General features: G+C 66.0%; 19 protein-coding genes. 12 read left to right on the top strand and 7 right to left on the bottom strand.

Translation table 11 applies throughout. The features are described from left to right. Positions 1–89: 89 nt before the first annotated feature. Positions 90–2,720 (bottom strand): glucosidase, encoded by a 2,631-nt coding sequence (locus NRG23_RS31885; RefSeq protein ID WP_257373356.1) that lies wholly within the window; start codon positions 2,718–2,720, stop codon positions 90–92. Positions 2,721–2,918: 198 nt separating this feature from the next. Between NRG23_RS31885 and NRG23_RS31880 the strand changes: the two genes are divergently transcribed. After that, complete coding sequence (locus tag NRG23_RS31880; protein ID WP_257373355.1) at positions 2,919–3,197, top strand: hypothetical protein; 279 nt, start codon at positions 2,919–2,921, stop codon at positions 3,195–3,197. Between the two features lie 106 nt (positions 3,198–3,303). Then, positions 3,304–3,765 carry a hypothetical protein gene (locus NRG23_RS31875; RefSeq protein ID WP_257373354.1) on the top strand — a complete coding sequence of 154 codons (462 nt, stop codon included), beginning with the start codon at positions 3,304–3,306 and terminating at the stop codon, positions 3,763–3,765. Positions 3,766–3,777: 12 nt separating this feature from the next. Here the strand turns inward: NRG23_RS31875 and NRG23_RS31870 are convergent, their stop codons facing one another. Then, a complete protein-coding gene (locus NRG23_RS31870) occupies positions 3,778–4,182 on the bottom strand; it encodes a DUF488 domain-containing protein (RefSeq protein ID WP_101282788.1) in 405 nt (134 codons plus the stop codon). Between the two features lie 217 nt (positions 4,183–4,399). On the opposite strand from NRG23_RS31870, the gene NRG23_RS31865 reads away from it, so the two are divergent. The 8 genes from NRG23_RS31865 to NRG23_RS31830 all read left to right on the top strand — a co-directional run bounded on the left by NRG23_RS31865 (position 4,400) and on the right by NRG23_RS31830 (position 12,602). Beyond that, positions 4,400–5,170 (top strand): FadR/GntR family transcriptional regulator, encoded by a 771-nt coding sequence (locus NRG23_RS31865; RefSeq protein WP_009049687.1) that lies wholly within the window; start codon positions 4,400–4,402, stop codon positions 5,168–5,170. A gap of 112 nt (positions 5,171–5,282) precedes the next feature. Beyond that, complete coding sequence (locus NRG23_RS31860; RefSeq protein WP_025804506.1) at positions 5,283–6,485, top strand: ABC transporter substrate-binding protein; 1,203 nt, start codon at positions 5,283–5,285, stop codon at positions 6,483–6,485. 84 nt (positions 6,486–6,569) lie between these two features. Next, positions 6,570–7,430 carry a branched-chain amino acid ABC transporter permease gene (locus tag NRG23_RS31855; protein WP_101282789.1) on the top strand — a complete coding sequence of 287 codons (861 nt, stop codon included), beginning with the start codon at positions 6,570–6,572 and terminating at the stop codon, positions 7,428–7,430. 2 nt (positions 7,431–7,432) lie between these two features. Next, positions 7,433–8,443 (top strand): branched-chain amino acid ABC transporter permease, encoded by a 1,011-nt coding sequence (locus NRG23_RS31850; protein ID WP_025804508.1) that lies wholly within the window; start codon positions 7,433–7,435, stop codon positions 8,441–8,443. Continuing rightward, positions 8,440–9,201 carry an ABC transporter ATP-binding protein gene (locus NRG23_RS31845; protein ID WP_009049690.1) on the top strand — a complete coding sequence of 254 codons (762 nt, stop codon included), beginning with the start codon at positions 8,440–8,442 and terminating at the stop codon, positions 9,199–9,201. The genes NRG23_RS31850 and NRG23_RS31845 overlap by 4 nt, the downstream gene beginning before the upstream one ends. Then, complete coding sequence (locus NRG23_RS31840; protein WP_009049691.1) at positions 9,201–9,896, top strand: ABC transporter ATP-binding protein; 696 nt, start codon at positions 9,201–9,203, stop codon at positions 9,894–9,896. Before NRG23_RS31845 ends, NRG23_RS31840 begins: the two co-directional genes overlap by 1 nt. Positions 9,897–9,909: 13 nt before the next feature. Next, the gene (locus NRG23_RS31835; protein WP_110175609.1) at positions 9,910–11,193 is read left to right on the top strand and encodes a Zn-dependent hydrolase; all 1,284 of its coding nucleotides are present in this window, start codon (positions 9,910–9,912) and stop codon (positions 11,191–11,193) included. Continuing rightward, entirely contained in the window at positions 11,190–12,602 is a 1,413-nt protein-coding gene (locus NRG23_RS31830) for an amidase (protein WP_124311584.1), read from the top strand. The genes NRG23_RS31835 and NRG23_RS31830 overlap by 4 nt, the downstream gene beginning before the upstream one ends. A 107-nt stretch (positions 12,603–12,709) precedes the next feature. Here NRG23_RS31830 and NRG23_RS31825 read toward each other — a convergent pair whose 3' ends face one another. Further along, on the bottom strand, positions 12,710–13,336 hold the full coding sequence (locus NRG23_RS31825; protein WP_041986140.1) for a thiol:disulfide interchange protein DsbA/DsbL: 627 nt from the start codon (positions 13,334–13,336) through the stop codon (positions 12,710–12,712). 124 nt (positions 13,337–13,460) lie between these two features. Then, entirely contained in the window at positions 13,461–14,399 is a 939-nt protein-coding gene (locus tag NRG23_RS31820; RefSeq protein WP_016705373.1) for a LysR family transcriptional regulator, read from the bottom strand. Between the two features lie 94 nt (positions 14,400–14,493). Between NRG23_RS31820 and NRG23_RS31815 the strand changes: the two genes are divergently transcribed. Next, on the top strand, positions 14,494–15,663 hold the full coding sequence (locus NRG23_RS31815) for an SRPBCC family protein (RefSeq protein WP_257373350.1): 1,170 nt from the start codon (positions 14,494–14,496) through the stop codon (positions 15,661–15,663). Between the two features lie 25 nt (positions 15,664–15,688). Further along, the gene (locus tag NRG23_RS31810) at positions 15,689–16,798 is read left to right on the top strand and encodes an SMP-30/gluconolactonase/LRE family protein (protein WP_257373348.1); all 1,110 of its coding nucleotides are present in this window, start codon (positions 15,689–15,691) and stop codon (positions 16,796–16,798) included. Between the two features lie 484 nt (positions 16,799–17,282). Here NRG23_RS31810 and NRG23_RS31800 read toward each other — a convergent pair whose 3' ends face one another. From NRG23_RS31800 to NRG23_RS31790, 3 genes are all read right to left on the bottom strand, one after another. Further along, on the bottom strand, positions 17,283–17,516 hold the full coding sequence (locus tag NRG23_RS31800) for a DUF465 domain-containing protein (protein ID WP_007932361.1): 234 nt from the start codon (positions 17,514–17,516) through the stop codon (positions 17,283–17,285). 200 nt (positions 17,517–17,716) lie between these two features. After that, positions 17,717–20,377 (bottom strand): excinuclease ABC subunit UvrA, encoded by a 2,661-nt coding sequence (locus NRG23_RS31795; RefSeq protein WP_124340431.1) that lies wholly within the window; start codon positions 20,375–20,377, stop codon positions 17,717–17,719. Positions 20,378–20,552: 175 nt separating this feature from the next. Then, the gene (locus NRG23_RS31790; protein WP_257373346.1) at positions 20,553–22,664 is read right to left on the bottom strand and encodes a PAS domain-containing sensor histidine kinase; all 2,112 of its coding nucleotides are present in this window, start codon (positions 22,662–22,664) and stop codon (positions 20,553–20,555) included. Positions 22,665–22,922 lie beyond the last annotated feature (258 nt).

Below are 22,922 nucleotides of genomic sequence, written 5' to 3'. Positions count from 1 at the left end.
TGTGATCGGGCGCGCAGCGGCCGTAAAACAGCCACCACGATGTTGCACAAGAACAGGCTGCCGCAACCCAGGCAGCCCCCCCGTTGCCGCTAAGGCTGCAACAACAACGCCACCAGCGCCGTCCACCCGGTCTGGTGGCTGGCTCCCAGGCCGCGGCCGGTGTCGCCGTGGAAGTACTCATGGAACAGCAGCAACTCCCGGTCCCGGGGATCGGCCTGCAACTGCGCGTAGGCACACATCGATGGGCGGCGCCCGTCCTCGTCGCGCAGGAACAGGCGGCTCAGGCGCTGGCTCAGGCTGTCGGCGACTTCCTCCAGGGACGCCAGGTAGCCAGAGCCGCTGGGGTATTCCACCGAGAAGTTGTCGGCGTAGTAGCGATGAAACTCGCGCAGCGATTCGATCAGCATGTAGTTGATCGGCATCCACAGCGGCCCGCGCCAGTTGGAGTTGCCGCCGTACAGCCGTGAGTCGGAATCGGCCGGCGCATAACGGGCGCACAGTTGGTGACCGTCGACCTGCAGGGCGAAGGGTTGTTCGGCGAAGTTTCTGGACAGTGAGCGAATGCCGAAGTCACAGAGAAACTCGGCCTCGTCGAGCATGCGCTTGAGCAGGTCCTTGGTGCGCTCGCCGCGCAACAGCGCGAGCAACAGGCGATTGCCCTGCCCCGGTTCGTTCCAGCGCGATACCAGGCGGGCCAGGTCCGGCCGATGGTGCATGAACCCCAGCAAGCGCTCGCGCAGCCCCGGCAGGCATTCGTGTTCATGCTGTTCCAGCACCTGCACGGCGAACAGCGGCATCAGGCCGACGATGGAGCGCAGGCGCAGCGGTTCGTTGCCGCCGTCGGGACGATGCAGCACGTCGTAGAAGAACCGGTCCTGATCGTCCCATAGCCCTGCGTCGCCGTCGTCCAGCCGGTTGATGGCCCCGGCGATGTACAGGAAGTGCTCGAAGAACTTCACCGCGATATCCACGTACACCGGGTTGCGCCTGGCCAGTTCCAGGGCGATGCGCATCAGGTCCAGGGCATAGGCCGCGACCCAGGCGGTGCCGTCGGCCTGGTCCAGGGTGTAGCCCGGCGGCAAGGGCGCCGAGCGGTCGAACAGGCCGATATTGTCGAGGCCGAGGAAACCGCCCTGGAACAGGTTGCGCCCTTCGGCATCCTTGCGGTTGACCCACCAGGAGAAGTTCAGCAACAGCTTGTGGAAGACCCGTTCGAGAAAATCCATGTCGCCCTGGCCGGTCAGGGCTTTTTCCCGCTGGTACACCCGCCAGCTGGCCCAGGCGTGCACCGGCGGGTTGGCGTCGTCGAAGCGCCATTCGTAGGCCGGCAACTGCCCATTGGGGTGCATGAAGCGGTCCTTGACCAGCAGCAACAGTTGGTGCTTGGCGAACCCCGGATCGATCAAGGCCAGGGCCACCGCCTGGAAACCCAGGTCCCAGGAGGCATACCAGGGGTATTCCCAGGTGTCGGGCATGGCCACGATGTCGAAGTTCGCCAGGTGCCGCCAATGGCTGTTGCGCAAATGGGCGTGGGATGCCGGTGGCGGGGGCTGGCCGGGGTCGCCGTCGAGCCAGCGGTTGACGTCGAAATCGTAGAGTTGCTTGGACCACAGCAGCCCGGCCAGGGCCTGGCGCTGGACATTACGCGCGTCGGCATCGGCGATGCCCTGTTGCAGCGCGGCGTAGAACTCGTCGGCCTCGGCCCGCCGCTGTTCGAACAGGGTCCGAGCGCTGACCTGGGCCGAACCGGCCGGAGCAAAACGCAGGTACAGGCTTTTACTCTCCAGCCCGGCCAGCTCCAGGGTGAAGTGGGCGGCAGCACGGGTTCCGCCGTCGCGGGCAATGGCGGTGCTGGCGCCTCCCAGCAGGTAGTCGTTGATCCCGTCCTTGAACGGGCCGGGCGTGGCGAGGCCATCAAGCTTCGGGAAGTTGGTTTCGTTGTTGCAGAACAGCCACTCGCAGCGCTCCGCCCCCCAGGCCGTAACCTGCATCGGCGAACAGCGCGGATGCCGGGCCAGCAGTTGTTCGCCCTCCAGGCGCAGGCTCGGTTTGCGCGAATCACCGCCCCAGCTCCAGGTATTACGTGCCCAGACCTGGGGCAAGACCCGTAGGCGCGCCGGCTGATGAAAACGGTTGTGCACCGTGACCCGCATGAAGATGTCATCGACCGCGTGCTTGGCGTATTCCACCGTCACGTCGAAGTAGCGATCATCTTCGAACACCCCGGTGTCGAGGATCTCGTACTCGGTATCGTCCAGGCCACGCCGGGCGTTCTCCTGCAACAGGTCCTCATAGGGAAAGGCCGCCTGCGGGTATTTGTAGAGCATGCGCATATAGGCATGGCTGGGCACGCCATCGAGGTAGAAATACAGCTCCTTGACGTCTTCGCCGTGATTGCCCTCGGCGTTGTTCAGGCCGAACAGGCGCTCCTTGAGAATGCTGTCGCGCTCGTTCCACAGGGCCAGCCCCAGGCACCAGTGCTGGGCCTTGTCGGAGAACCCCGCCAGCCCGTCCTCGCCCCAGCGATAGGCCCGGCTGCGGGCATGGTCGTGGGGCAAGTAGGCCCAGGCATCGCCATCGGCGCTGTAGTCCTCGCGCACCGTGCCCCATTGCCGCTCGCTCAGGTACGGCCCCCACTCGCGCCAGGGTTCGCCCGCCGGGCCATTGAGGCGCTGGCCTTCGATCGTTTCGAGGATGCTTGCCGCCGCTGCTGCCGTCATGGGGGTGTCCGTGAGCCATGGAGGTGAAAGCCAGTGTAGGGGCTGGCGACGCCGGCGGCCCATGACAAATGTTTCATGGTGCGAGGCGCCAACCGCGACCCGTTGCCGCACAAGGCCCGTGATAGAGCCTTCGGCTTAAATTTCCGGGGAGGCGTTCGTTATACTCGGCAACCCTTTTGTGCAAACGCGGTACCCATGATGTCCAGCGACAACACCCTCCTGGCGAGCCTTGTGCTCTGTGTATTGGCCCTGCCGGCACTGGCCGAAGGCCTGGACCTGAGCTACCCGGCGCCCGTCCTGACAGAGGCAACGGCCGCCCCGGCGGCGGAGCCGGAACCCAGCAAGTTCCACCTGGAGTTCAAGGCACCGATCACCCTGGAACACACCTGCAGCGGCCCTCAGTGCAATTACGAAACCGACCCGAGCCAGCGCCATGAACCGGAAACGGTGAACCGATGGTCGGTCGGGTTCAACTGAGCCGCTTCTTTCAGCGACGCCTATAAGGCTCCCGTCGCCCAGGTCCTCCCGCAGGCAGAAGCTTGGCTAGGCTATAACCATGCCCCGCGAATGCCTGGGAGGTCCGATGAACCGCACGATCCTGAGCCCTCTGAGCCTGGCCCTGGCCCTGTTGGCCGGCTGCGCCAGCCCGCCCGAAGTCATCGACAAGGAACCGGCGGCCATCGCCGAAGGCGTGCTGGCCTTCCGGGACATCTGCCTGAAATCCGCGCCCTCCTTCGCCGGGGCCGACAACGCGGCCAAGGGCTATGGCATCGCCAGGCTGGACGATGCCGGCTATGCGCGGATGGGACTGAGGGCGGACCACAGCCTTGGGGTCCAGGTACAGAAAGGCAAGCAATGCGCGGTGACCACGCCGTCGCAGCGGGACAAGACCCTGACCGCGCAATTTCTCAAGCTGGCCGAGCAGTTCTCCAGCACCCCGGTGGCGCAGCACCTGCCGGCGAAAATCACCCTCGATAAGCAGACCTTCCTGCTGATGCACGACCGGCGCGGCGGCGAGGCTTATATGATGTTGAGGCAACCCTGAAGCGCAGCGCCTTCATTCAGGCGGTGACAGGTGCGCGTAACACACCGGCGAACTCCCCTCGCCCTGCCGGTCCAGCTCGTCCTCCAGCCACTCGGCCAGCACCCGGGCATTGTTATGCACTTCATCATGGGCCGAGTACACCAGGGTCAGGTGGCCCTTTTGCGCGCGTTCCAGCAACGCCCACCAATGCTCGGGGCGGGCCGTCAGTTCCTGGCGGTAACGGCTGCGGAAGCTGGCGAAATCCAGCTCGCCGGACTTGAAGGCGCGACGCAATCCGGTGGACGGCGCCAGGTCTTTCAACCACTCATCCAGCGGCAACTGCTCCTTGCGACAGTTACGCGGCCACAGCCGGTCCACCAGCACCCGATACCCGTCGTCGGGGCTCGCCGGTTCGTAGGCGCGTTTGCACAAAATCATGGGTTCTTCCCCTCTATGACTGCATGACCTGCCATCAGCTTAGTGGCAGGACAAGGCCTGGCACAGGACGAAGACCAGTGCCTCGCCACCACTCCCCCCGGGGTCTGATTACGACCCTCGCGCATCGAAAACGACACCTCGTTCCCTGGATGATTGACGCACCGCGCCGAGCCCTATTAAGTACTATTTATCCGCATTAATACGATAAATCGAAAACATGCTCAAACGACCTGTTCGCCGCAAACGCCAGAAGCTTTCCGACGTGATTGTCGAGTCGGTCAAACGCTCCATCGTGATCAACGCCCTGCGTCCCGGCGACCGCTTGCCGACCGAGCGCGAGTTGATGGAAAGCTTCCAGTGCTCCAAGGGTTCGGCCCGCGAAGCGCTCAAGGCGCTGGAGGTCGAAGGGCTGGTCAACACCCGCACCGGCCCCAGCGGCGGCGCCTACCTGAACCAGGCCGGCACCGAGCCGGCGAGCCGCGCCCTGCGCAATTACCTGCACTTCCAGCAGATGGACGGCGAGCAGGTGTACCAGCTGCGCAAGGTCATCGAAGTGGAGCTGGCGGTGTCGGTGATCGGCCGTCTCAGCGCCGACGACTTCGAGGCGCTGCAGGCCAACATCGACTTCTGCAGCGCCCCGGAAGACAGCGAGGCCGGCCAGCGCGAACAGCGCATCGCCGAGCTGGAATTCCACAACCTGCTGGGCCGCGCCTGCCCCAACCCGCTGCTGAGTTTCATGGCGCAGTTCCTCAACGACCTGCTGCGCGACCTGGTGGTGCTGAAGAAGGCCTACAAGCCCAAGCGCAAGCAGTTCGACGCCGCCAACCTCGATTACCACAAGCGCCTGTTGCTGGCCTTCAAAGCCGAGGACGAAGCCGCGGTACGCCAGCTGATGCACGAACACATGTGCGACGCCGAACACCATATGAGCGCCCTCGAGGGCGAGGTCACCCAACACTTCCTGCTGGAGTTCGATCACCACCACTGATAACCGCCGCACCCGCCACACGCCGCTTCGCCAATAACAAAGCCTGAACACAGGCTGCTGCGCCGTTTTGCCATTGCCACTCCTGCCAATAACTAAACCAGGGAGTTACCCCATGCAGCGTCGTACGTTGTTGAAAGCCAGTCTGACCGTTGCCGGAGCCCTCAGCCTTCCGCTGGGGGTGCGCAACGCCTTTGCCGCCGAACCCTTTACCTTCTACGGGCTCAAGTCGATGTCCGGCGCCTTCGCCAGCTACGGCAAGTTCGCCGACATGGGCTCGCGCCTGGCGGTGGAACAGTACCCGACCCTGCTCGGCCGCCCGCTGAACTACAAGGTGATCGACACCGAAGGCAACGCCGGCAAGGCGGTGCGCAAGGTCCAGGAGGCGATTGCCCAGGACGGCGCGCGATTCTTCCAGGGCTGCACCCTGTCGTCTTCGGCGCTGGCGGTGGCCAAGGAAGTGGGCAAGGTCAACGGCGTGTTCATGACCCCGGTGGGCGCCGACGAAGTCACCGGCAAGGACTGCAATGCCTCGACCTTTCGCTGGTCGGTGCCGACCTACGGCGCCATTCGCGAAACCATGGTGCCGCTAATCAAGCGCCTGCCCGAGGCCAAGCGCTGGTACACCATCACCCCGCAGTACGTGTTCGGCGAAGCACTGCTGGCCGGCGCCAGACAGGTGTGCGCCGAGCATGGCATCGAGCACGTCGGCAACAGCTATCACTCGCTGCAGGAGCAGGAGTTCTCCGGCTACCTGACCAACGCCATCGCCGCCCAGCCCGACGTACTGGTGCTGCTCAACTTCGGCAGCCAGTCCTCCAACGCCCTGCGCCAGGCGGTGAACTTCGGCATCAAGGAACGCATGAAAGTGCTGCTGGTGTGGTCCGCCGGGCTCGACCAGTTCCAGGAGCTGGGCAGCGACGTGCTCGAAGGCGTCTACCTCGGCGCGCAGTACTGGCACCAGGTCGACACCCCGCTCAACCGCGAGCTGGTCAAGCTGACCCAGGCCAAGTACGGCATCAACCCTACCTACCCGCTGGCCGCCGACTACATCGGCACCAAGATCATGCTCGACACCATAGTCGCCACCGGCAGCTTCGACGGCGCGACCGTGGCCAAGGCCATGCAAGGCCTGACGTACCAGGGGCCGACCGGCGAGGAAAGCATCCGCGCCGGCGACCACCAGGTGATCAAGGATTACTACCTGCTGCAGGGCAAGGCCACGGCCAGCATGCGCGACAAGGACGACCTGGCCGAAGTGCTCAGTTCCGGGCGCTCGTTCCCGGATGCCGGCGCCACCGGCTGCAACCTGGCCTGACCCCGACCGACCTTTCCATCGCTGGCTAGAGGCAGCGGGCCGCCCGACGACGACAGTCGCCGGCCCCCTGTCGAGGGTACCCGCATGCTCAATCTTTACCTGTTCCAGATCCTCAACGGCCTCGGCCTGGGGATGATCTACTTCCTGATCGCGGTGGGCCTGACGATCATTTTCGGCCTGCTGAACTTCGTCAATTTCGCCCACGGCGCGTTCTTCCTGCTCGGGGCCTACATCTGCTACACCGCCGTCAGCCTCACCGGCAGCTTCTGGCTGGCGCTGCTGGTCGCGCCGCTGGTGGTCGCGGCCCTGGCCTGGGCCATCGAGCGATTGCTGATCCAGCGCATCTACCACCTGCCCCACACCTTCCAGATCCTGGTGACCCTGGGCATCGCACTGATCATCCAGGAAGCCAGCGTGCTGATCTGGGGGCCCGTCGGCAAAAGCGTCGCGGTGCCGGAACTGCTGCGCGGCGTGCTGATCGTCGGCGACTTCGTCTACCCCTACTACCGCCTGTTCCTCATTGGCTTCTCGGCACTGGTGGGGCTGGCGCTGTGGCTGCTGCTGGAGCGCACGCGCTTCGGCGCCCTGGTGCGCGCCGGCAGCGAAAGCACCGAGACCGTGTCGCTGCTGGGCACCAACATCTTCCGCCTGTTCTCCATGACCTTCGCCCTCGGCGTGGCCCTGGCCGGGATCGCCGGGGTGCTGTTCGCCCCGTTGCGTGGCGCCCAGCCCTTTGTCGGCCCGGAAATCCTCGGGGTCGCCTTCGTGGTGGTGGTGATCGGCGGCATGGGTTCGTTCAGCGGCGCCCTGGTGGGCGGCCTGCTGGTGGGGGTGGTGCAGAGCCTGATGACCACCCTCTGGCCGCAAGGCGCCAGCCTGATGATCTACGGCGCCATGGCGGCGGTGATTCTGGTCCGTCCCTACGGCCTGTTCGGGAGAGCATGAACATGAGCGAGAAAAATCCCCTGCCGTTCGCCAAGACCCAGTCGCGCGCCCTGCCGTGGCTGGTGGTCGCGGTACTGATCGGCCTGCCGCTGGTGTTGCCATCGGCGACCCTGGCCAGCGAGATCCTGATCTTCGCCCTCGCGGCGCTGGCCTGTAACCTGCTGCTGGGCTACACCGGCCTGCTGTCGTTCGGCCAGGGCATCTTCTTCGGCGCCGGGGCCTACTGCGCCGCGCTGCTGATGATCCACCTGCAACTGGGGCTGTTCAGCGCCCTGTTCGGCGCGGCCCTGGTGGGCGCGCTGCTGGCGTTGCTGGTGGGCGCCCTGGCGATCCGGCGCACCGGCATCTACTTCGTGATGCTGACGCTGGCCTTCAGCCAGATGGCCTACTTCATCGCCTACACCCTGAGCGACTGGACCGGCGGCGACAACGGCCTGCTCAGCGTGCCGCGCCCGGAGATCCGCATCGGCGACACGGTGCTGCTGTCGCTGAGCGACGCGCGCTACTTCTACGCCTTTGTCGCGGTGCTGTTCCTGCTGATCTTCATCGGTGCCCGGCGGGTGATCGCCTCGCCGTTCGGCAGCACGCTGATGGCGATCCGCGAGAACGAAACCCGCGCCGCCGCCATCGGCTACGACACCCGGCACTTCAAGATCCTGGTGTTCATGCTGTCCGGCGCGGTCACCGGGATCGCCGGGGCGCTGTACGCCATGCTCCTGCATTTCGTGCCGCTGTCGAGCATCGACCTGGCGATGTCGGAAAACATCCTGATCATGACCATAGTCGGCGGCACCGGCTCGCTGTTCGGCTCCCTGCTGGGCGCCGGTTCCATCGTGCTGCTCGGCGAGTTCCTCTCCGAACTCTGGCCACGCTGGCTGATGCTGCTGGGGATCATCCTGATCCTGGTGGTGATCTTCATGCGCGGTGGTTTGTGGGGCGGCTTGTCGAGCCTGTTCGAACGCATCCTGAGGCCACGCAAGGCGGCCCTGCCGACCGAGGAGAAACTGTCATGAACAGCCCCGCGCAGTACCTGCTGCAAACCCAGGACCTGGAGCTGGCCTACGGCGCCTTCCACGCGGTCAACGGCGTCAACCTGAAGGTCGAGGCCGGCACCATCCACACCATCATCGGCCCCAACGGCGCTGGCAAGACCAGCCTGTTCCATTGCCTGACCGGCGAACGCCAGGCCACCGCCGGGGCGATCCTGTTCAACGGCAAGAACATCATCAAGAAGCCGGCCCACGGCCGGGTCGGCCTGGGCATGGCCCGTTCGTTCCAGTTGACCAGCCTGTTCCAGAACCTCAGCGTGCGGGAAAACCTGCGCCTGGCCGCCCAGGGTCGCGATGGCCTGGCGGCGCTGAACTTCTGGCGCCACCTCGACAGCCGCCGCGAACACCTGGAGATGGCCGACCAGGTGCTCGAACGCCTGCAACTGACGGCACGCGCCGACACCCTCGCCGGCGAGCTGTCCCACGGCCAGCAGCGGGTGCTGGAAGTCGGCATGTCGATCTGCTCCAGGCCGAAGCTGCTGATGCTCGACGAGCCGACCTCCGGCATGGGCATCGACGACATCCCGATCATGACCCAGCTGATCAGCGACCTCGGCCGCGACCACACGGTGCTGCTGATCGAGCACAACATGAGCATCGTCATGTCCATCAGCCAACGCATCACCGTCATGAGCCACGGCCAGATCCTGGTCGAAGGCACGCCAGAATTCGTCCGCGCCGACGAGCGCGTGCGCAGCGCCTACCTGGGAGAAGCCGCCTGATGCTGACCGTCGAGAATATCCATTCCTACTACGACAAGAGCCACGTCCTCGAAGGCGTCTCGCTGCAGGTCAACGCCGGCGAACTGGTGACCCTGCTGGGGCGCAACGGCGCGGGCAAGACCACCACCCTGCGCAGCATCCTCGGGATCATCTGCCCGCGCCAGGGACAGATCCGCTTCAACGGCCAGGAGCTGGTGGGCAAGAAGATCTTCGAGATCGCCCGCCAGGGCCTGGCGCTGGTGCCGGAACACCGCGGCATCTTCCGTTTGCTCAGCGTCGAGGAGAACCTGCGCATCGCCCAGCGCAAGAGCAGCCGCTGGCAGCTGGAGGATGTCTACGGCATGTTCCCGCGCCTCAAGGAGCGGCGCAAAAACGCCGGCCATGCGCTGTCCGGCGGCGAGCAGCAGATGCTCGCCATCGCCCGCGCCCTGCTCAACGATCCCAGGCTGCTGATCCTCGACGAACCCACCGAGGGCCTCGCCCCGGTGATTGTCGACGAGCTGGTGAAGATCCTGCGCAAGATCAAGGACGACGGCCTGCCGGTGCTGCTGGTGGAACAGAACCTGATGGTCTGCGACAAGCTCGCCGACCGCCATTACGTCCTCGAACAGGGTCGCGTGGTCTACCAAGGCAGCGCCGCTGACTTCCGTGCCGACCCGAGCATCAAGAACCGCTACCTGGCCCTGAGCGCCTGAGGGGAGAGCTGAAATGAACAGTCCGATTGTGTCCGTACCCCTGTTGCAAGACAGCGCCCCGCTGGTCAACCGCGAACGCCTCTGGCAATCGCTGATGGACCTCGCTCAACTGGGCGCCACCGCCAAGGGCGGCGTATGCCGCCTGGCCCTGACCGACCTCGACCGCCAGGCCCGCGACCTGTTCGTGCACTGGTGCGAAGAGGCCGGTTGCAGCGTCAGCATCGACGGCATCGGCAATATCTTCGCCCGCCGCGCCGGGCGTAACCCGCAACTGCCGCCGGTGATGACCGGCAGCCATATCGACACCCAGCCCACCGGCGGCAAGTTCGACGGCTGCTACGGGGTGATGGCCGGCCTGGAGGTGATCCGCACCCTCAACGACCTCGGCCTGCAGACCGAGGCGCCGATCGAGGTGGTGGTCTGGACCAACGAAGAAGGTTCACGCTTCCCACCGTGCATGATGGGCTCGGGGGTGTTCGCCGGTAAGTTCGACCTCGACGACACCCTGCGCAAGCAGGACGAACAGGGGCTGTCGGTGGGCAGCGAGTTGCAGCGCATCGGTTATGCCGGCTCGCGGGCGGTGCTCGGCCATCCGGTGGGCGCGTATTTCGAGGCGCACATCGAACAGGGCCCGGTGCTGGAGGACCGCCAGACCACCATTGGCGTGGTCATGGGCTGCCTCGGCCAGAAGTGGTTCGACCTGACCCTGACCGGGGTCGAGGCCCATGCCGGGCCGACACCGATGCACCTGCGCAAGGATGCCCTGGTGGGCGCCGCCCAGGTGATCAGCGCGGTCAACCGCATCGCCCATGAACAACAGCCCCACGCCTGCGGCACCGTCGGTTGCCTGAGCCTGCACCCGGGCTCGCGCAACGTGATTCCCGGCCAGGTGCAGATGACCCTCGACCTGCGCCACCTGCATGCCGACCAGCTGCAGGCCATGGTCGACGAGGTGCGCCAGGTGATCGAAGACACCTGCCAGCAGCACGGCCTGGGCTTCGAGCTGACCGCCACCGCCGACTTCCCGCCGCTGGACTTCGACCCCGCCTGCGTCGCCGCGGTGCGCCAGGGTGCCGAACAGCTGGGCCTGAGCCATATGGACATCGTCAGCGGCGCCGGGCACGACGCGATCTTCGTCGCCGAGCTGGGCCCGGCGGGGATGATCTTCGTGCCCTGCGAAGGCGGCATCAGCCACAACGAAATCGAAAACGCCGCGCCCCAGGACCTGGCCGACGGTTGCGCGGTGTTGCTGCGGGCCATGATCAACGCGGCGCAACAAACAGGAGCAGCGGCATGACCCGACACAGCGAAATTGCCGAGATGAGCGGCGTCGAACTGCTCGCCCATTACCGCGACAAACGCCTGTCGCCGGTGGAAGTGACCGAGGATGCCCTGGCGCGCATCGAGCGCTTCAACCCGCAGGTCAACGCCTATTGCCATGTCGACCCGCAAGGCGCGCTGGACGCGGCAAAGGCCTCCGAGCAGCGCTGGCTCAAGGGCCGGCCCTGCGGCGCGCTGGACGGCGTGCCGGCCTCGATCAAGGACCTGACCCTGACCCGTGGCATGCCCACGCGCAAGGGCTCGAAAACCACTTCCGCCAGCGGCCCCTGGGATGTCGATGCGCCCTTCCCGGCCTTTATGCGCAACGCCGGCGCGGTGCTGCTGGGCAAGACCACCACCCCGGAATTCGGCTGGAAAGGCGTGACCGACAACCCGCTGTACGGCATCACCCGCAACCCCTGGGACACCCGCACCACCGCCGGCGGTTCCTCCGGTGGCGCGGCCGCCGCGGCGTCGCTGAACCTCGGCGTGCTGCACCAGGGCAGCGATGCCGGTGGTTCGATCCGCATTCCCTGCGCCTTCACCGGCACCTTCGGGATCAAGCCGACCTTCGGCTACGTGCCGCAGTGGCCGGCCAGCGCCATGACCCTTCTCTCGCACCTGGGACCGATGACCCGCACCGTCGACGATGCGGTATTGATGCTGCAAACCGTCGCCCGGCCGGATGCCCGCGACGGCCTGGTCGGCGCCCCGCGCAGCACGCCCTGGCTGCCGGAGAGCACTGACCTCAAAGGCCTGCGTATCGCCTACAGCGCCGATTTCGGTTACGTGAAGGTGCAGCCACAGGTGGCGCGGGTGGTGGCCCGGGCGGTGGAACGCCTGGCGCAACTGGGTGCCCATGTCGAGCAGGTCGACCCCGGGTTCAGCGACCCGCTGGAACTGTTCAATACCCTGTGGTTCGCCGGCGCCGCGCGCTTGGCCGGGCAACTGAGCCAGGAGCAACGCCAGCAGCTCGACCCGGGCCTGCTGCGCATTGCCCGGCAAGGCGAAGACATCAGCCTCCACCAGTACACCCTGGCCCTGGAAGCCCGTGCGGCGCTGGTGGCGCACATGGCCGAGTTCCACAGTCGCTACGACCTGCTGGTCTCGCCCATGCTGCCGCTCACCGCCTTCGCCGCCGGGCACAACGTGCCACCGGGTTCCGGCCTGGGCGAATGGATGGAGTGGACGCCCTTCAGCTACCCCTTCAACCTGACCCAGCAGCCGGCCGCGTCGGTGCCGTGTGGCTTCGCCGAGGACGGCTTGCCGGTCGGGCTGCATGTGGTGGGCGCGCGGTTTGCCGATGATCAGGTGCTGCGCCTGTGCCGGGCGTATGAGCAGGCGTTCCCGAGCCCGCACCCGCAGGCGCCGCTGATCAAGGACTGACAATGCTTATGGGGGGCATCGCTATCGATGCCCTTTTGGCTACCGCTCGATGCCCTGGAGCCGCCGCCGAACCTTGAAGGCTCGCCAGCGGCCAGGGGATCAAGGGCTTACTTCGCCGCCCGCACCTGGGCGATCAACTGGTCCGCCACCGCGAACAGGCCCTTGGCGCCGTCGCTGGTCATGCCAAAGCGGTACTTGCCGTCCACCACCAGCGAGGGTACGCCGGTGGCCTGGTAGGCCGCGGTGCGTTTTTTCGCGTCCATCACCTTGGCCTGCACGGCGAAGGAGTTGTAGGTGGCGAGGAACTTAGCAGGATCGATGCCCTGCCCTTTGAGCAGCTCGGCCATGGCCTCGGGGGTTTTCAGGCGGTTGCCGCGGTGGATCGCCTCGAACACCGCATGATGCACTTCGGGCTTGGCGTCCAGGGTCGCCAGGGTCAGGTACAGCTGGCCGTAGACATCCCAGATCCCGCCGAACATGGCCGGCAGCTTGACGAAGTTCACGTCTTCGGGAAGCTGGGCCGCCCAGGGGTTGATCGAGGCTTCGAGGTTGTAGCAGTGGCCGCAGCCGTAGGAAAACAGTTCCACCACTTCGATCTTGCCGGGCACGACCTGCGGCACGGCATCCTTGAGTTCCACGTACTGGCTGGCATCCACCGCTGCCATGGCGGTCTGCCCGGCCAAGCCAAAGAGGCAGCTGGCTGCCAGGGCAATGTTCAGAATCGAGTGACGCATGCAATCTCCAATGGGTTGGCGCCTCTGAGTCAGCACGGCTGCTCATCAAGCGGGCCCCAAAGGATACAGACGACATCCGCGATGCCAATCAGACCCGTCTTAATCTTTTGTTGGTTTTTTGTCATCAATGCCCGGACAGCTCCGGCTGCCCCGCGAACCGGGCGGCCAGCGCGATGATCTCCTCGCGCAGCCAGCGATGCCCCGGAACCCGCTCCTGCTGGCGATGCCAGATCAGGCTGACCTGCACCGGCGGCGCCACCAGCGGCAGCTCGGCGATGCGGATCGGCATCAGCGCGCAGAAGTGCTCCGCCAGGCGCCGCGGCACCGTGCCCAGCAAGTCCGACTGGGCGACGATCAACGGGATGCTCAGGTAATGCGGGACGAACAGCTGCACATGGCGCTGGACCTTGGCCGAACCGAGGACGATCTCCAGCGGCGAGCCGCGCCCGCCCCGGTCCGGAATCGCCACGTGCTGGCTCTGCTCATAGGCCTTGAGGCTCAGTTGCGGCTCGAAGGCCGGGTGGTCGATGCGGCCGATCACCACCAGCTGTTCTTCCAGCAGCGGCTGGTAGCAGAGGTCAGGATCGTCGAAGTACAGGTAATCCACCGCCAGGTCGAGCATCCCGGTGGTCAGCCAGGCTGGCAGGGAGTCGGCGGCGTCGCTGCGCACCGCCAGGCGGACCTTGGGCGCAGCGCTTTGCAAGCGGCGTGACAGCGCCGGCAACAGGCGCGCCTGGGCGTAGTCGTTCATCGACAAGCTAAAGGTCTGGTCGGACGCCGCCGGGTCGAACTCGCTGCTCGGGTCCAGGCCTTCCTGCAACAGGCGCAGGGCCTGGCGCACCGAACCGTGCAGCACATGGGCCCGGGGTGTGGGCTGCATGCCCCGGGCGGTGCGGATGAACAGCGGCTCGTCGAGCTGGCTGCGCAGGCGCGCCAGGGCATTGCTCACGGCCGGCTGGCTGAGGTTCAGGCGCACCGCCGCGCGGGACAGGTTCTGCTCCTGCATCAGCGCGTCGAACACCAAGAGCAGGTTGAGATCCAGGTGCCGCAAGTTCAGCTTCATGAATAATGCCCATTCCGAATATCCATTAGCTGGATAATTCGAGCAGGACTAATCTTCTGTCAATAAGAACAACAAAACCCACAGGAGAACGGCCTTGAGGCAAACCACCCTGGCATTTCGCGAGCGTTACCGCGCCGCGGTTCATCCGCGCTACAACCCGTGGCTGCACGGCGGTTTCGTGCTGGCCTACGGCATGGCGTGCATCGCCCTGCTGTGGAGCACCCTGCACCAGGTGCAGCCGCTGGAGTGGCTGGCGGTGCCGGTGGCGCTGCTGTTCTTCAACCTGTGCATCTATGTCGTGCACCGCTGGCTGGGCCACCACAAGCAGGCCTTCGCGCGGATGTTCTATGCCCGCCACAGCGGCGACCATCACAGCTTCTTCGTGCCCGGATACATGACCTACGACGGCCCCCGGGACTGGCGGGTGATCCTGTTCCCGGCCTGGCTGATAGTGGTCCACAGCCTGCTGTTCGCCCTGCCGCTGTGGTGGCTGCTGCAGTTGTGGAATGCCAATGTCGCGGCGCTGTTCGCCAGCTGCACCCTGATCGGCTACCTGGCCTACGAGGTGTTCCATGCCTGCGAACACCTGCCGGCCGGGCATCCGCTGGCGCGGCTGCCGTGGATCCGCCAGATGCGCCGCCTGCATGAGCTGCATCACCGCCGCGAGCTGATGCAGGAGCGCAACTTCAACATTGTCCTGCCGCTGATGGATTACCTGTTCGGCACCCTGTACTGGGAGCCGGAACCCGCTAACTCTTCTCTATCGACAAGGTCCTCGTCCATGACCCACATGCAGCATCAGATCGATATTCCGCGCAATCCGGTGGCCCTGCTCGACTACGCCAGCGCCTCCAGCCGCTGGCCGGAGTGGCACCCGTCTTCGCTGAAGGTCCAGGGGCCGGCCGGGGCCCTGCCTGCCGGCGCGCGCTTCGAGGAAGACATCCACGCCGGCGGGCGCAGCGGGCACCTGAGCTGGCGGGTCGACGAGTACCTGCCGGGGCTTCGCTGGCGTGCCACGGCCCAGGGCGATCATGGCCTGCATCTGGTGGTGACCTACGAGTGCCAGCCGCTGGACGCCCACCACACGCGGTTTATCCGCACCCTGGAATACCGCTTCGATAGCCTGCTGATGCGCCTGGGCAATCGCCTGTTATTCAGAAGGCGGATAGAACGGGAGTCCGCCGACTCCCTGCTAGCCTTATGCGAAATGGCGCAACGGGCAATTCCCCTGGGCGCCGGCGTCGCACCGCAGCGTGTGACCTGACCCCATCACCCAGGAGCCGCCATCGATGAAGCCAGTCGCACCCCGTCGGATCAAAATTCGCCATCTGCTGCTGGTCGTGGTCATCGCCATCGGCGCCTTTCTGTTGCTGATGCCGACCAAGGTCCAGCCACTGGCCTGGACCCCGCCGCCGGCGCCTTCGCTGAAGAGCGGCCTGTACGCCGAGAACCAGAAGCTCAAGGGCCTGCAGGCGGTGGGCGCGCTGGATATCGACGGGCCGGAAGCCCTGCTGCTGGAGAACGGCTCGCTGATCAGCGGCCTGCATGACGGGCGGGTAATCCGCACCGCCCTGGACGGCAGCACCCTGCAGGTACTGGCCAATACCGGCGGACGCCCCCTGGGCCTGGCCCGCCATCCGGACGGCCGGCTGATCATCGCCGACGCGGTCAAGGGCCTGCTGGCGCTGGATGCCAAGGGCCAGTTGAGCACCCTCACTACTTCCGCCAACGGCCTGCCCTTCGGCTTTACCGACGACGTGGCGGTGGACGCCGCCGGGCGTTATGCCTACTTCAGCGACGCCACCAGCCGCTGGGGCTACGGCCAGGATGGCGAGGCGGTGATCGAGCACTGCGGCGACGGGCGCCTGCTGCGTTATGACTTCCAGAGCGGCCAGACCGAACAGTTGCTGGATGGCCTGGAATTCGCCAACGGTATCGCCCTCGGGCCCCAGGAGTCCTATGTGCTGGTCAACGAAACCGGCGCCTACCGGATCAGCCGCTACTGGCTCAGCGGTGCCAAGGCCGGCACCCGCGACCTGTTCATCGACAACCTGCCGGGGCTGCCGGACAACCTCAGTTTCAACGGCCAGGGGCGTTTCTGGGTGGCGCTCTACGCCCCGCGCAACGTCCTGCTCGACGGCACCGCGCCCTATCCGCGGGTGCGCAAGATGATCGTGCGCGCCATGAGCCTGCTGCCCAAACCGGTGGAAAAACGCGGCTTCGTCCTCGGCCTGGATACCCAGGGCCAGGTCATCGCCAACCTGCAGGACGCCAGCGCCGGCAACTACGCGCCCATCACCACGGTGCGCGAATACGGCGACGCCCTGTACTTCGGCTCGCTCAAGGCCACGCACATGGCGCGCCTGCCGCTGAGCGTCGCGCTGTCGAAGGTGCCTTGAACGGCCTGGGCCCGACCAGATCGGGTCCTGAGCCGCAGCCCGGACACCGGCCTGGCCGCCAATCGAATCTGATCTAAGCTGTCCCGCGCGGCGTCGTCACAGGCGCCCACCAAGGAAAGACAAACAATCGAATCCGATTGATGCCCATCACATTGAGAGTGGACCCACCCATGAAAATCAAAATCCTCCTGGCTTCCCTGCTGCTCACTTCATCCCTGTCGGCGCTGGCCGCATGCCCGGTGTTCGGACCGTCCGAGGATCCCTGCGCAGGCCCGGTATTCGGCCCGAGCACCTGCGAGTGCCCTTGAGGCAGGCAGGCGCTGAAACAGGCGCGCCCACTCCTGGGCGCGTCTCGCCAAGCGTGAAGGTCGATACAGGGGAGTGAATGGGCAAACAGCGGAAAGAGCAGCCAATGCTCTGGATTGCGTAGGACCTGGCGAGACGCCCGAAACCTCGGGACATCTCGCTCAGGACAGGGTCGGGGTCAGAAGCGGGCAGTCAGCTTCTCGGAGATCTCATCCTTGATCAGCAGCCGCTTTTCCTTGAGCCGTTTCAACTCCTCATCAGCGGCCGCCGCGGCCTCCGCTTTGAGCACCTGATCATCAATGCTGGAGTATTTATCGAACAAGGCATTCAGGTGCGGGTCACTGGCCCGACGCTGTTGAATGTCTTCTTTGCTGTAGCTCAGGTCCTGGTACAGGTCATGGGGCACCGGCATGAAACACCTCCGTTTGTTGATCGGTAGCAAGCGCACTTACAGGCGCTTGCCAGTTACCAGAATGACCTCGACCACCGCTGTCTGTCGACCGCCAATCGGACCACAGCAATGACCGTTCGTCGCCTTCAGCGGCATTTCCCGTGACCCACCGCCCGCCTCGCAATCCGCCATGACCGAAGCCCCGCTGAGGGTGCCGCGATTCATCCCAGCGCCTGGGCCAGAAACGGCGCGGTGCGGCTCTTGCGGTGCCTGGCCACCTGCTGCGGGGTACCGCTGACCACCACTTTGCCGCCCTGGTCACCGGCGCCCGGGCCGATATCGATCACCCAGTCAGCCTGGGCCACCACGCGCATTTCGTGCTCGACCACCACCACGCTGTGACCGGCCCGCACCAGGTTGTCCAGTTGCTCCAGCAGGCGATCGACATCCCGCGGATGCAAGCCGGTGGTCGGTTCGTCCAGCACATACAGGGTTGCACCGCGGGGGTTGCGCTGCAGTTCGGTGGCCAGCTTGATCCGCTGCGCTTCGCCGCCGGACAGCTCGGTGGCCGGCTGGCCAAGGCGCAGATAACCCAGGCCGATATCGCGCAAGACCTCCAGGGAACGGCGGATGCCCGCTTGCTCGGCGAACACCTCGACCGCCTCCTGCACCGTCAGTTGCAGGACCTGGGCGATGTTCAGGCCCTGCCACTGGATAGCCAGGGTCTGCGGGTTGTAGCGCGCGCCGTGGCAGGTCGGGCACGGCGCATAGACGCTGGGCATGAACAGCAGCTCGACGCTGACAAAACCTTCGCCTTCGCAGGCCGGGCAGCGGCCCTTGGCGACGTTGAAGGAGAACTGCCCGGCGTCGTAACCCAGTGCCCGCGCCTCGGGGGTGGCGGCGAACAGCTTGCGCACGTGGTCGAACAGCCCGGTGTAGGTCGCCAGGTTCGAGCGCGGGGTGCGGCCGATGGGTTTCTGGTCCACCTGCACCAGGCGCTTGATCCGTTCCAGCCCGGCGGTGACTTCGCCGCTGCTGGCCTGCGGGGCGTCGTCTTCCAGGTTCAGCTCTTCCGGCTCTTCATTGCCCTGCGGCCGCCCGAGGTGCGCGCCCACCAGCTCCAGCAGGGCCTGGCTGACCAGGCTCGACTTGCCGGAACCCGACACCCCGGTCACCGCGGTAAAACAGCCGAGGGGGAATTCGGCGCTCAGGTCCTTCAGGTTGTTGCGGCTGATGCCCTCCAGGCGCAACCAGCCCTGGGCCTCGCGCGCGGTGCGGCGGGCCGGCGCCTGCTCGGCGAACAGGTAGGCGCGGGTCTGCGACTGCGCGACCTCGGCCAGCCCCGCTGGCGGGCCGCTGTACAGCACCTGGCCGCCCTGCTCGCCCGCCGCCGGGCCGACGTCGATCAGCCAGTCGGCGCGGCGCATGGTCTGCAGGTCGTGCTCGACCACGAACAGCGAATTGCCCGAAGCCTTGAGTTGCTGCAAAGCCTCGAACAGCGCCTCGGCGTCCGCCGGGTGCAGGCCCGCCGAAGGCTCGTCGAGCACGTAGATCACCCCGAACAGTTGCGAACCCAGCTGGGTCGCCAGGCGCAGACGCTGCAACTCGCCGGACGACAGGGTCGGCGTGCTGCGTTCCAGGGCCAGGTAACCCAGGCCCAGGCCGGTCAGGGTGCTGACCCGCTCCAGCAGGTCCTGGGCGATGCGTTGCGCGGCCAGGCGTTTTTCCAGGGACAGGTTCGGCGTATGCCGCACATCCGGCCCCCCGACATGCCCCGGCGCACCCTGGGCGATCCGTTGTTGACGCGCGGCCTGGGTCTGCTCGTGGCTCCAGACCTCGCCGGCCTCCTCGGCCTGTTCCAGGTAAGCCTGGGCGGCCACCGGCTTGAGCACCTCGGCCAGTTGCAGCAGGGGCATCTGCGACAGCTCGCCGATGTCGAGGCCGGCGAAGGTCACCGACAGCGCCTCGCGCTTCAGGCGCTTGCCCTCGCACAGCGGGCACGGGCTGCCGAGCATGAACTGCGACACGCGCTTTTTCATCAGCGCGCTTTGCGAATGGGTGAAGGTGTGCAGCACGTAGCGCCGGGCCCCGCTGAAGGTGCCCATGTAGCTCGGCTCCTGTTTGCGCTTGAGGGCCTCGCGGGTCTGCTCCGGGGTCAGCCCGGCGTACACCGGCACGGTCGGGGTTTCTTCGGTGAACAGGATCCAGTCGCGCTGCTCTTTAGGCAGGTCGCGCCAGGGGATATCGACGTCGTAGCCCAGGGTCACAAGGATGTCGCGCTGGTTCTGCCCCTGCCAGGCCAGCGGCCAGGAGGCCACCGCGCGCTGGCGGATGGTCAGCGAAGGGTCCGGCACCATCAACGCCTCGCTGACCTCGTAGACCCGGCCCAGGCCATGGCAGTTGGGACAGGCGCCCTGCGGGGTGTTGGGCGAGAAGTCTTCGGCGTAGAGCATCGGCTGCCCCGGCGGGTAGCTGCCGGCCCGGGAATAGAGCATGCGGATCAGGCTGGACAAGGTGGTGACGCTGCCCACCGAAGAGCGGGTGCTCGGCGTGCCGCGTTGCTGTTGCAGGGCCACCGCCGGCGGCAGGCCTTCGATGGCATCGACATCCGGCACCCCGACCTGATCGATCAGGCGCCGGGCGTAAGGCGCCACCGATTCGAAATAGCGGCGCTGGGCCTCGGCGTACAGGGTCGAGAACGCCAGGGACGATTTGCCGGAGCCGGAAACCCCGGTGAACACCACCAGCGCATCGCGGGGAATATCCACGTCGACGTTGCGCAGGTTGTGTTCACGGGCGCCGCGCACCCTGACAAAACCCGAGCTGTGCGCTGGCAAGGAAGACAAAACCTGGGGCGAAGGCATGTTGCGCGCTGAAGTCATGGGCCAGCCTTGTATCGGAGGTGTCGGGACGAGATTTCAAGTCAGAGAGCCCCTCGGCGCCAGCACCGGCGACAGGCAGCCACCCGACCGAGTTGCAGGGTGCATGGGCTCGGAGTTTTGAGCAACCGTGGATCTCGAAGGTTCAGCGGACTTTTTGCTTGAGGGGCTTACGGCCTCACGCCTCCAGCACCGACCTGACCATGGCGGTCAGGGCGTCCGGGCTGTAGGGCTTGCTCAGCAGGTGGGTGTCCGGGCTGAGCTGGTGATTGCAGGAAATGATGTCGCGGGTATGCCCCGAGGTGAACAGCACCGCCACGGCCGGCGACTGGGTCTTGGCCCAGAGCGCCAGGTCGGTGCTTTTGATCAGGCCGGGCATCACCACATCGGTGAAGATCAACTCGACATGGGCGCCGTTCAGCAACAGTTGCATGGCCGCATCGCCATTGGCCGCCACCAGCACCTTGTAGCCGGCGTGCTCCAGCAGCTCGACCGCCGCCGCGCGGACGTCCTCGTTGTCCTCCACCACCAGGATGGTTTCCTGGCCATGGCAAGGTCGCTGCCCACGCCGGGGCGCCGCGCCCGGTTCCTGCTCGGTACTGCGGACAAAATACATGCGCACCGTGGTGCCCTGCCCCGGCGTGCTGAGCATCTCGATATGGCCGCCGCTCTGCTTGACGAAACCGAACACCATGCTCAGCCCCAGGCCGGTGCCCAGGCCATCGCGCTTGGTGGTGAAGAACGGCTCGAACGCCTGCTTGAGCACCTCGGGCGGCATGCCATCGCCGGTATCGGCCACCGACAGGCACAGGTAGTCGCCGGCGGTGATGCCCTTGCCGGCACAGAAACCGCGGTCGAGCACCACATTTTCGCCACGGATGCCGATGGTGCCCTCGCCCTTCATGGCATCGCGGGCGTTGATCGCCAGGTTGAGCAAGGCGTTTTCCAGCTGGCCGCGATCGACCTTGATGCACCAGGGGTTCGCAGGCAACTGCACGTCGATATCGATGGTCTCGCCGAGGGCCCGTTGCAGCAGCTCGCCCAGGCTGTCGGGGATCCGGCACGGGTTGTAGACCTCGGGCGACAGCGGCTGGCGCCGGGCGAACGCGAGCAGTTGCGCGGACAGCTTGGCGCCGCGCTCGACCGCGGTAATGGCCGCGCCGACCCGGCGCTGCACATTGGCATTGTCCGGCTCATGGCGCGCCAGCAGGTGCAGGTTGCCGGCGATCACTTGCAGCAGGTTGTTGAAGTCGTGGGCCACGCCACCGGTCATGCCGCCAATGGCCTCGAGCTTCTGCGACTGGCGCAGCTGCTCCTCGGCCGAGACCCGCGCGTTGACCTCCTCGGCCACCCGCTGCTCGAGATTGCGCGTCAGTTGCAGCAGCGACTCTTCGGCCATCTTGCGTTCGTGGATATCGATCAGCACGCCGGGGAAACGCAGGGCCTGTCCCGCGTCGTCGAACTCGCAACGGCCGCAGCCCATGACCCACAGGTAACTGCCGTCCGCCCGGCGGATGCGGTATTCGGCGTTGTAGGGCACGCCCTTTTGCACGCTGTAGGCCGCCTGTTCCTTGATCCGCGCCAGGTCCTCGGGGTGCACCCGGCTGTCGGCGACCGCCATCGACAGGTCGTCCAGCGGCTGCTCCAGCGGGTAGGAAAAGGTCCGGGCAAAACGCTCGTCGCCCGACAGCCGATCGGCCTTGATGTCCCAGACAAAGGACCCCAGCAGCGCCCCGGCATTGAGCGCCAGTTGCACCCGCTCGTTTTCCGCGCGGTAGGCGTTCTCGACTTCCTGGCGGCGTTGCTCGGACAGAACGTGGGCGGTGGTCTCGACCACGATCGCCATGACCCCGGCCGGCGCCTGGTCGTCACCGGCCACCGGACTGTAGTAGAGGTCCATCCAGACATGTTCCGGCTGGCCGTTGCGCAGCAGCACCAGCTCCTTGTTGCGGTACGACAGGGTCCCGCCCGCCAGGCAGGTGTCCAGCACATGGCGGTTGAAATCCGCCACCTCCGGCCAGCCCTGCTCCACCTGGCAGCCGAGCAGGTACGGATGCCGGCCACCGGCGAATTCGGCGTAGGCATCGTTGTAGATCATGTAGCCCGAACGGCCCCAGAGCATGACCAGCGGCACCGGCGAGGCCAGCAACAGCTGCACCGCGCTGCACAGGCTCGATGACCAGCGGTCCAGCGCCCCCAGCTCGGTGACAGACCAGTCGAACGCCTGGATGCGTGCGGCCATCTCGCCTTTCCAGCCCTGGCAACCATGAGGATCTGATAAGAACGGCATGACGAACTCTACGAAAAACATGACAAGCATGGGTTTTCAAGAGGTTGCGACGCGGCAGCCTCCAGAGCCTTTGAGCACCGTGCGTGCGGATGGTTTCACTATTTTCAGCCCCTGGGCCGAATCACCGCTGCCGCTGGTCGGTCGCCCTGCCCGCGAGTGCACCCAGCACGCGCCGGACAGGATTGAACAAACAGCATAGGCGTTGGCGCAAGGTCCAGGCGGACGCTCGCAAACGTCGCCTGGCACAGGGCGGATTGC

It is taken from the genome of Pseudomonas sp. T8, assembly GCF_024610635.1.
GTDB classification, from domain to species: domain Bacteria; phylum Pseudomonadota; class Gammaproteobacteria; order Pseudomonadales; family Pseudomonadaceae; genus Aquipseudomonas; species Aquipseudomonas chlororaphis_I.
Note: the sequence above shows the minus strand (reverse complement) of the source record. Positions and strands in the feature narration are given on the sequence as shown.

Excerpts from the sequence above, each read along its gene's own strand:
- NRG23_RS31875 (WP_257373354.1), top strand. The coding sequence starts at position 3,304 with ATGAACCGCACGATCCTGAGCCCTCTGAGCCTGGCCCTGGCCCTGTTG.
- NRG23_RS31795 (WP_124340431.1), bottom strand. The coding sequence starts at position 20,377 with ATGACTTCAGCGCGCAACATGCCTTCGCCCCAGGTTTTGTCTTCCTTG.
- NRG23_RS31860 (WP_025804506.1), top strand. The coding sequence starts at position 5,283 with ATGCAGCGTCGTACGTTGTTGAAAGCCAGTCTGACCGTTGCCGGAGCC.
- NRG23_RS31850 (WP_025804508.1), top strand. The coding sequence starts at position 7,433 with ATGAGCGAGAAAAATCCCCTGCCGTTCGCCAAGACCCAGTCGCGCGCC.
- NRG23_RS31810 (WP_257373348.1), top strand. The coding sequence starts at position 15,689 with ATGAAGCCAGTCGCACCCCGTCGGATCAAAATTCGCCATCTGCTGCTG.
- NRG23_RS31840 (WP_009049691.1), top strand. The coding sequence starts at position 9,201 with ATGCTGACCGTCGAGAATATCCATTCCTACTACGACAAGAGCCACGTC.
- NRG23_RS31845 (WP_009049690.1), top strand. The coding sequence starts at position 8,440 with ATGAACAGCCCCGCGCAGTACCTGCTGCAAACCCAGGACCTGGAGCTG.
- NRG23_RS31855 (WP_101282789.1), top strand. The coding sequence starts at position 6,570 with ATGCTCAATCTTTACCTGTTCCAGATCCTCAACGGCCTCGGCCTGGGG.
- NRG23_RS31835 (WP_110175609.1), top strand. The coding sequence starts at position 9,910 with ATGAACAGTCCGATTGTGTCCGTACCCCTGTTGCAAGACAGCGCCCCG.
- NRG23_RS31825 (WP_041986140.1), bottom strand. The coding sequence starts at position 13,336 with ATGCGTCACTCGATTCTGAACATTGCCCTGGCAGCCAGCTGCCTCTTT.
- NRG23_RS31880 (WP_257373355.1), top strand. The coding sequence starts at position 2,919 with ATGTCCAGCGACAACACCCTCCTGGCGAGCCTTGTGCTCTGTGTATTG.
- NRG23_RS31800 (WP_007932361.1), bottom strand. The coding sequence starts at position 17,516 with ATGCCGGTGCCCCATGACCTGTACCAGGACCTGAGCTACAGCAAAGAA.
- NRG23_RS31870 (WP_101282788.1), bottom strand. The coding sequence starts at position 4,182 with ATGATTTTGTGCAAACGCGCCTACGAACCGGCGAGCCCCGACGACGGG.
- NRG23_RS31820 (WP_016705373.1), bottom strand. The coding sequence starts at position 14,399 with ATGAAGCTGAACTTGCGGCACCTGGATCTCAACCTGCTCTTGGTGTTC.
- NRG23_RS31865 (WP_009049687.1), top strand. The coding sequence starts at position 4,400 with ATGCTCAAACGACCTGTTCGCCGCAAACGCCAGAAGCTTTCCGACGTG.
- NRG23_RS31790 (WP_257373346.1), bottom strand. The coding sequence starts at position 22,664 with ATGCCGTTCTTATCAGATCCTCATGGTTGCCAGGGCTGGAAAGGCGAG.
- NRG23_RS31885 (WP_257373356.1), bottom strand. The coding sequence starts at position 2,720 with ATGACGGCAGCAGCGGCGGCAAGCATCCTCGAAACGATCGAAGGCCAG.
- NRG23_RS31830 (WP_124311584.1), top strand. The coding sequence starts at position 11,190 with ATGACCCGACACAGCGAAATTGCCGAGATGAGCGGCGTCGAACTGCTC.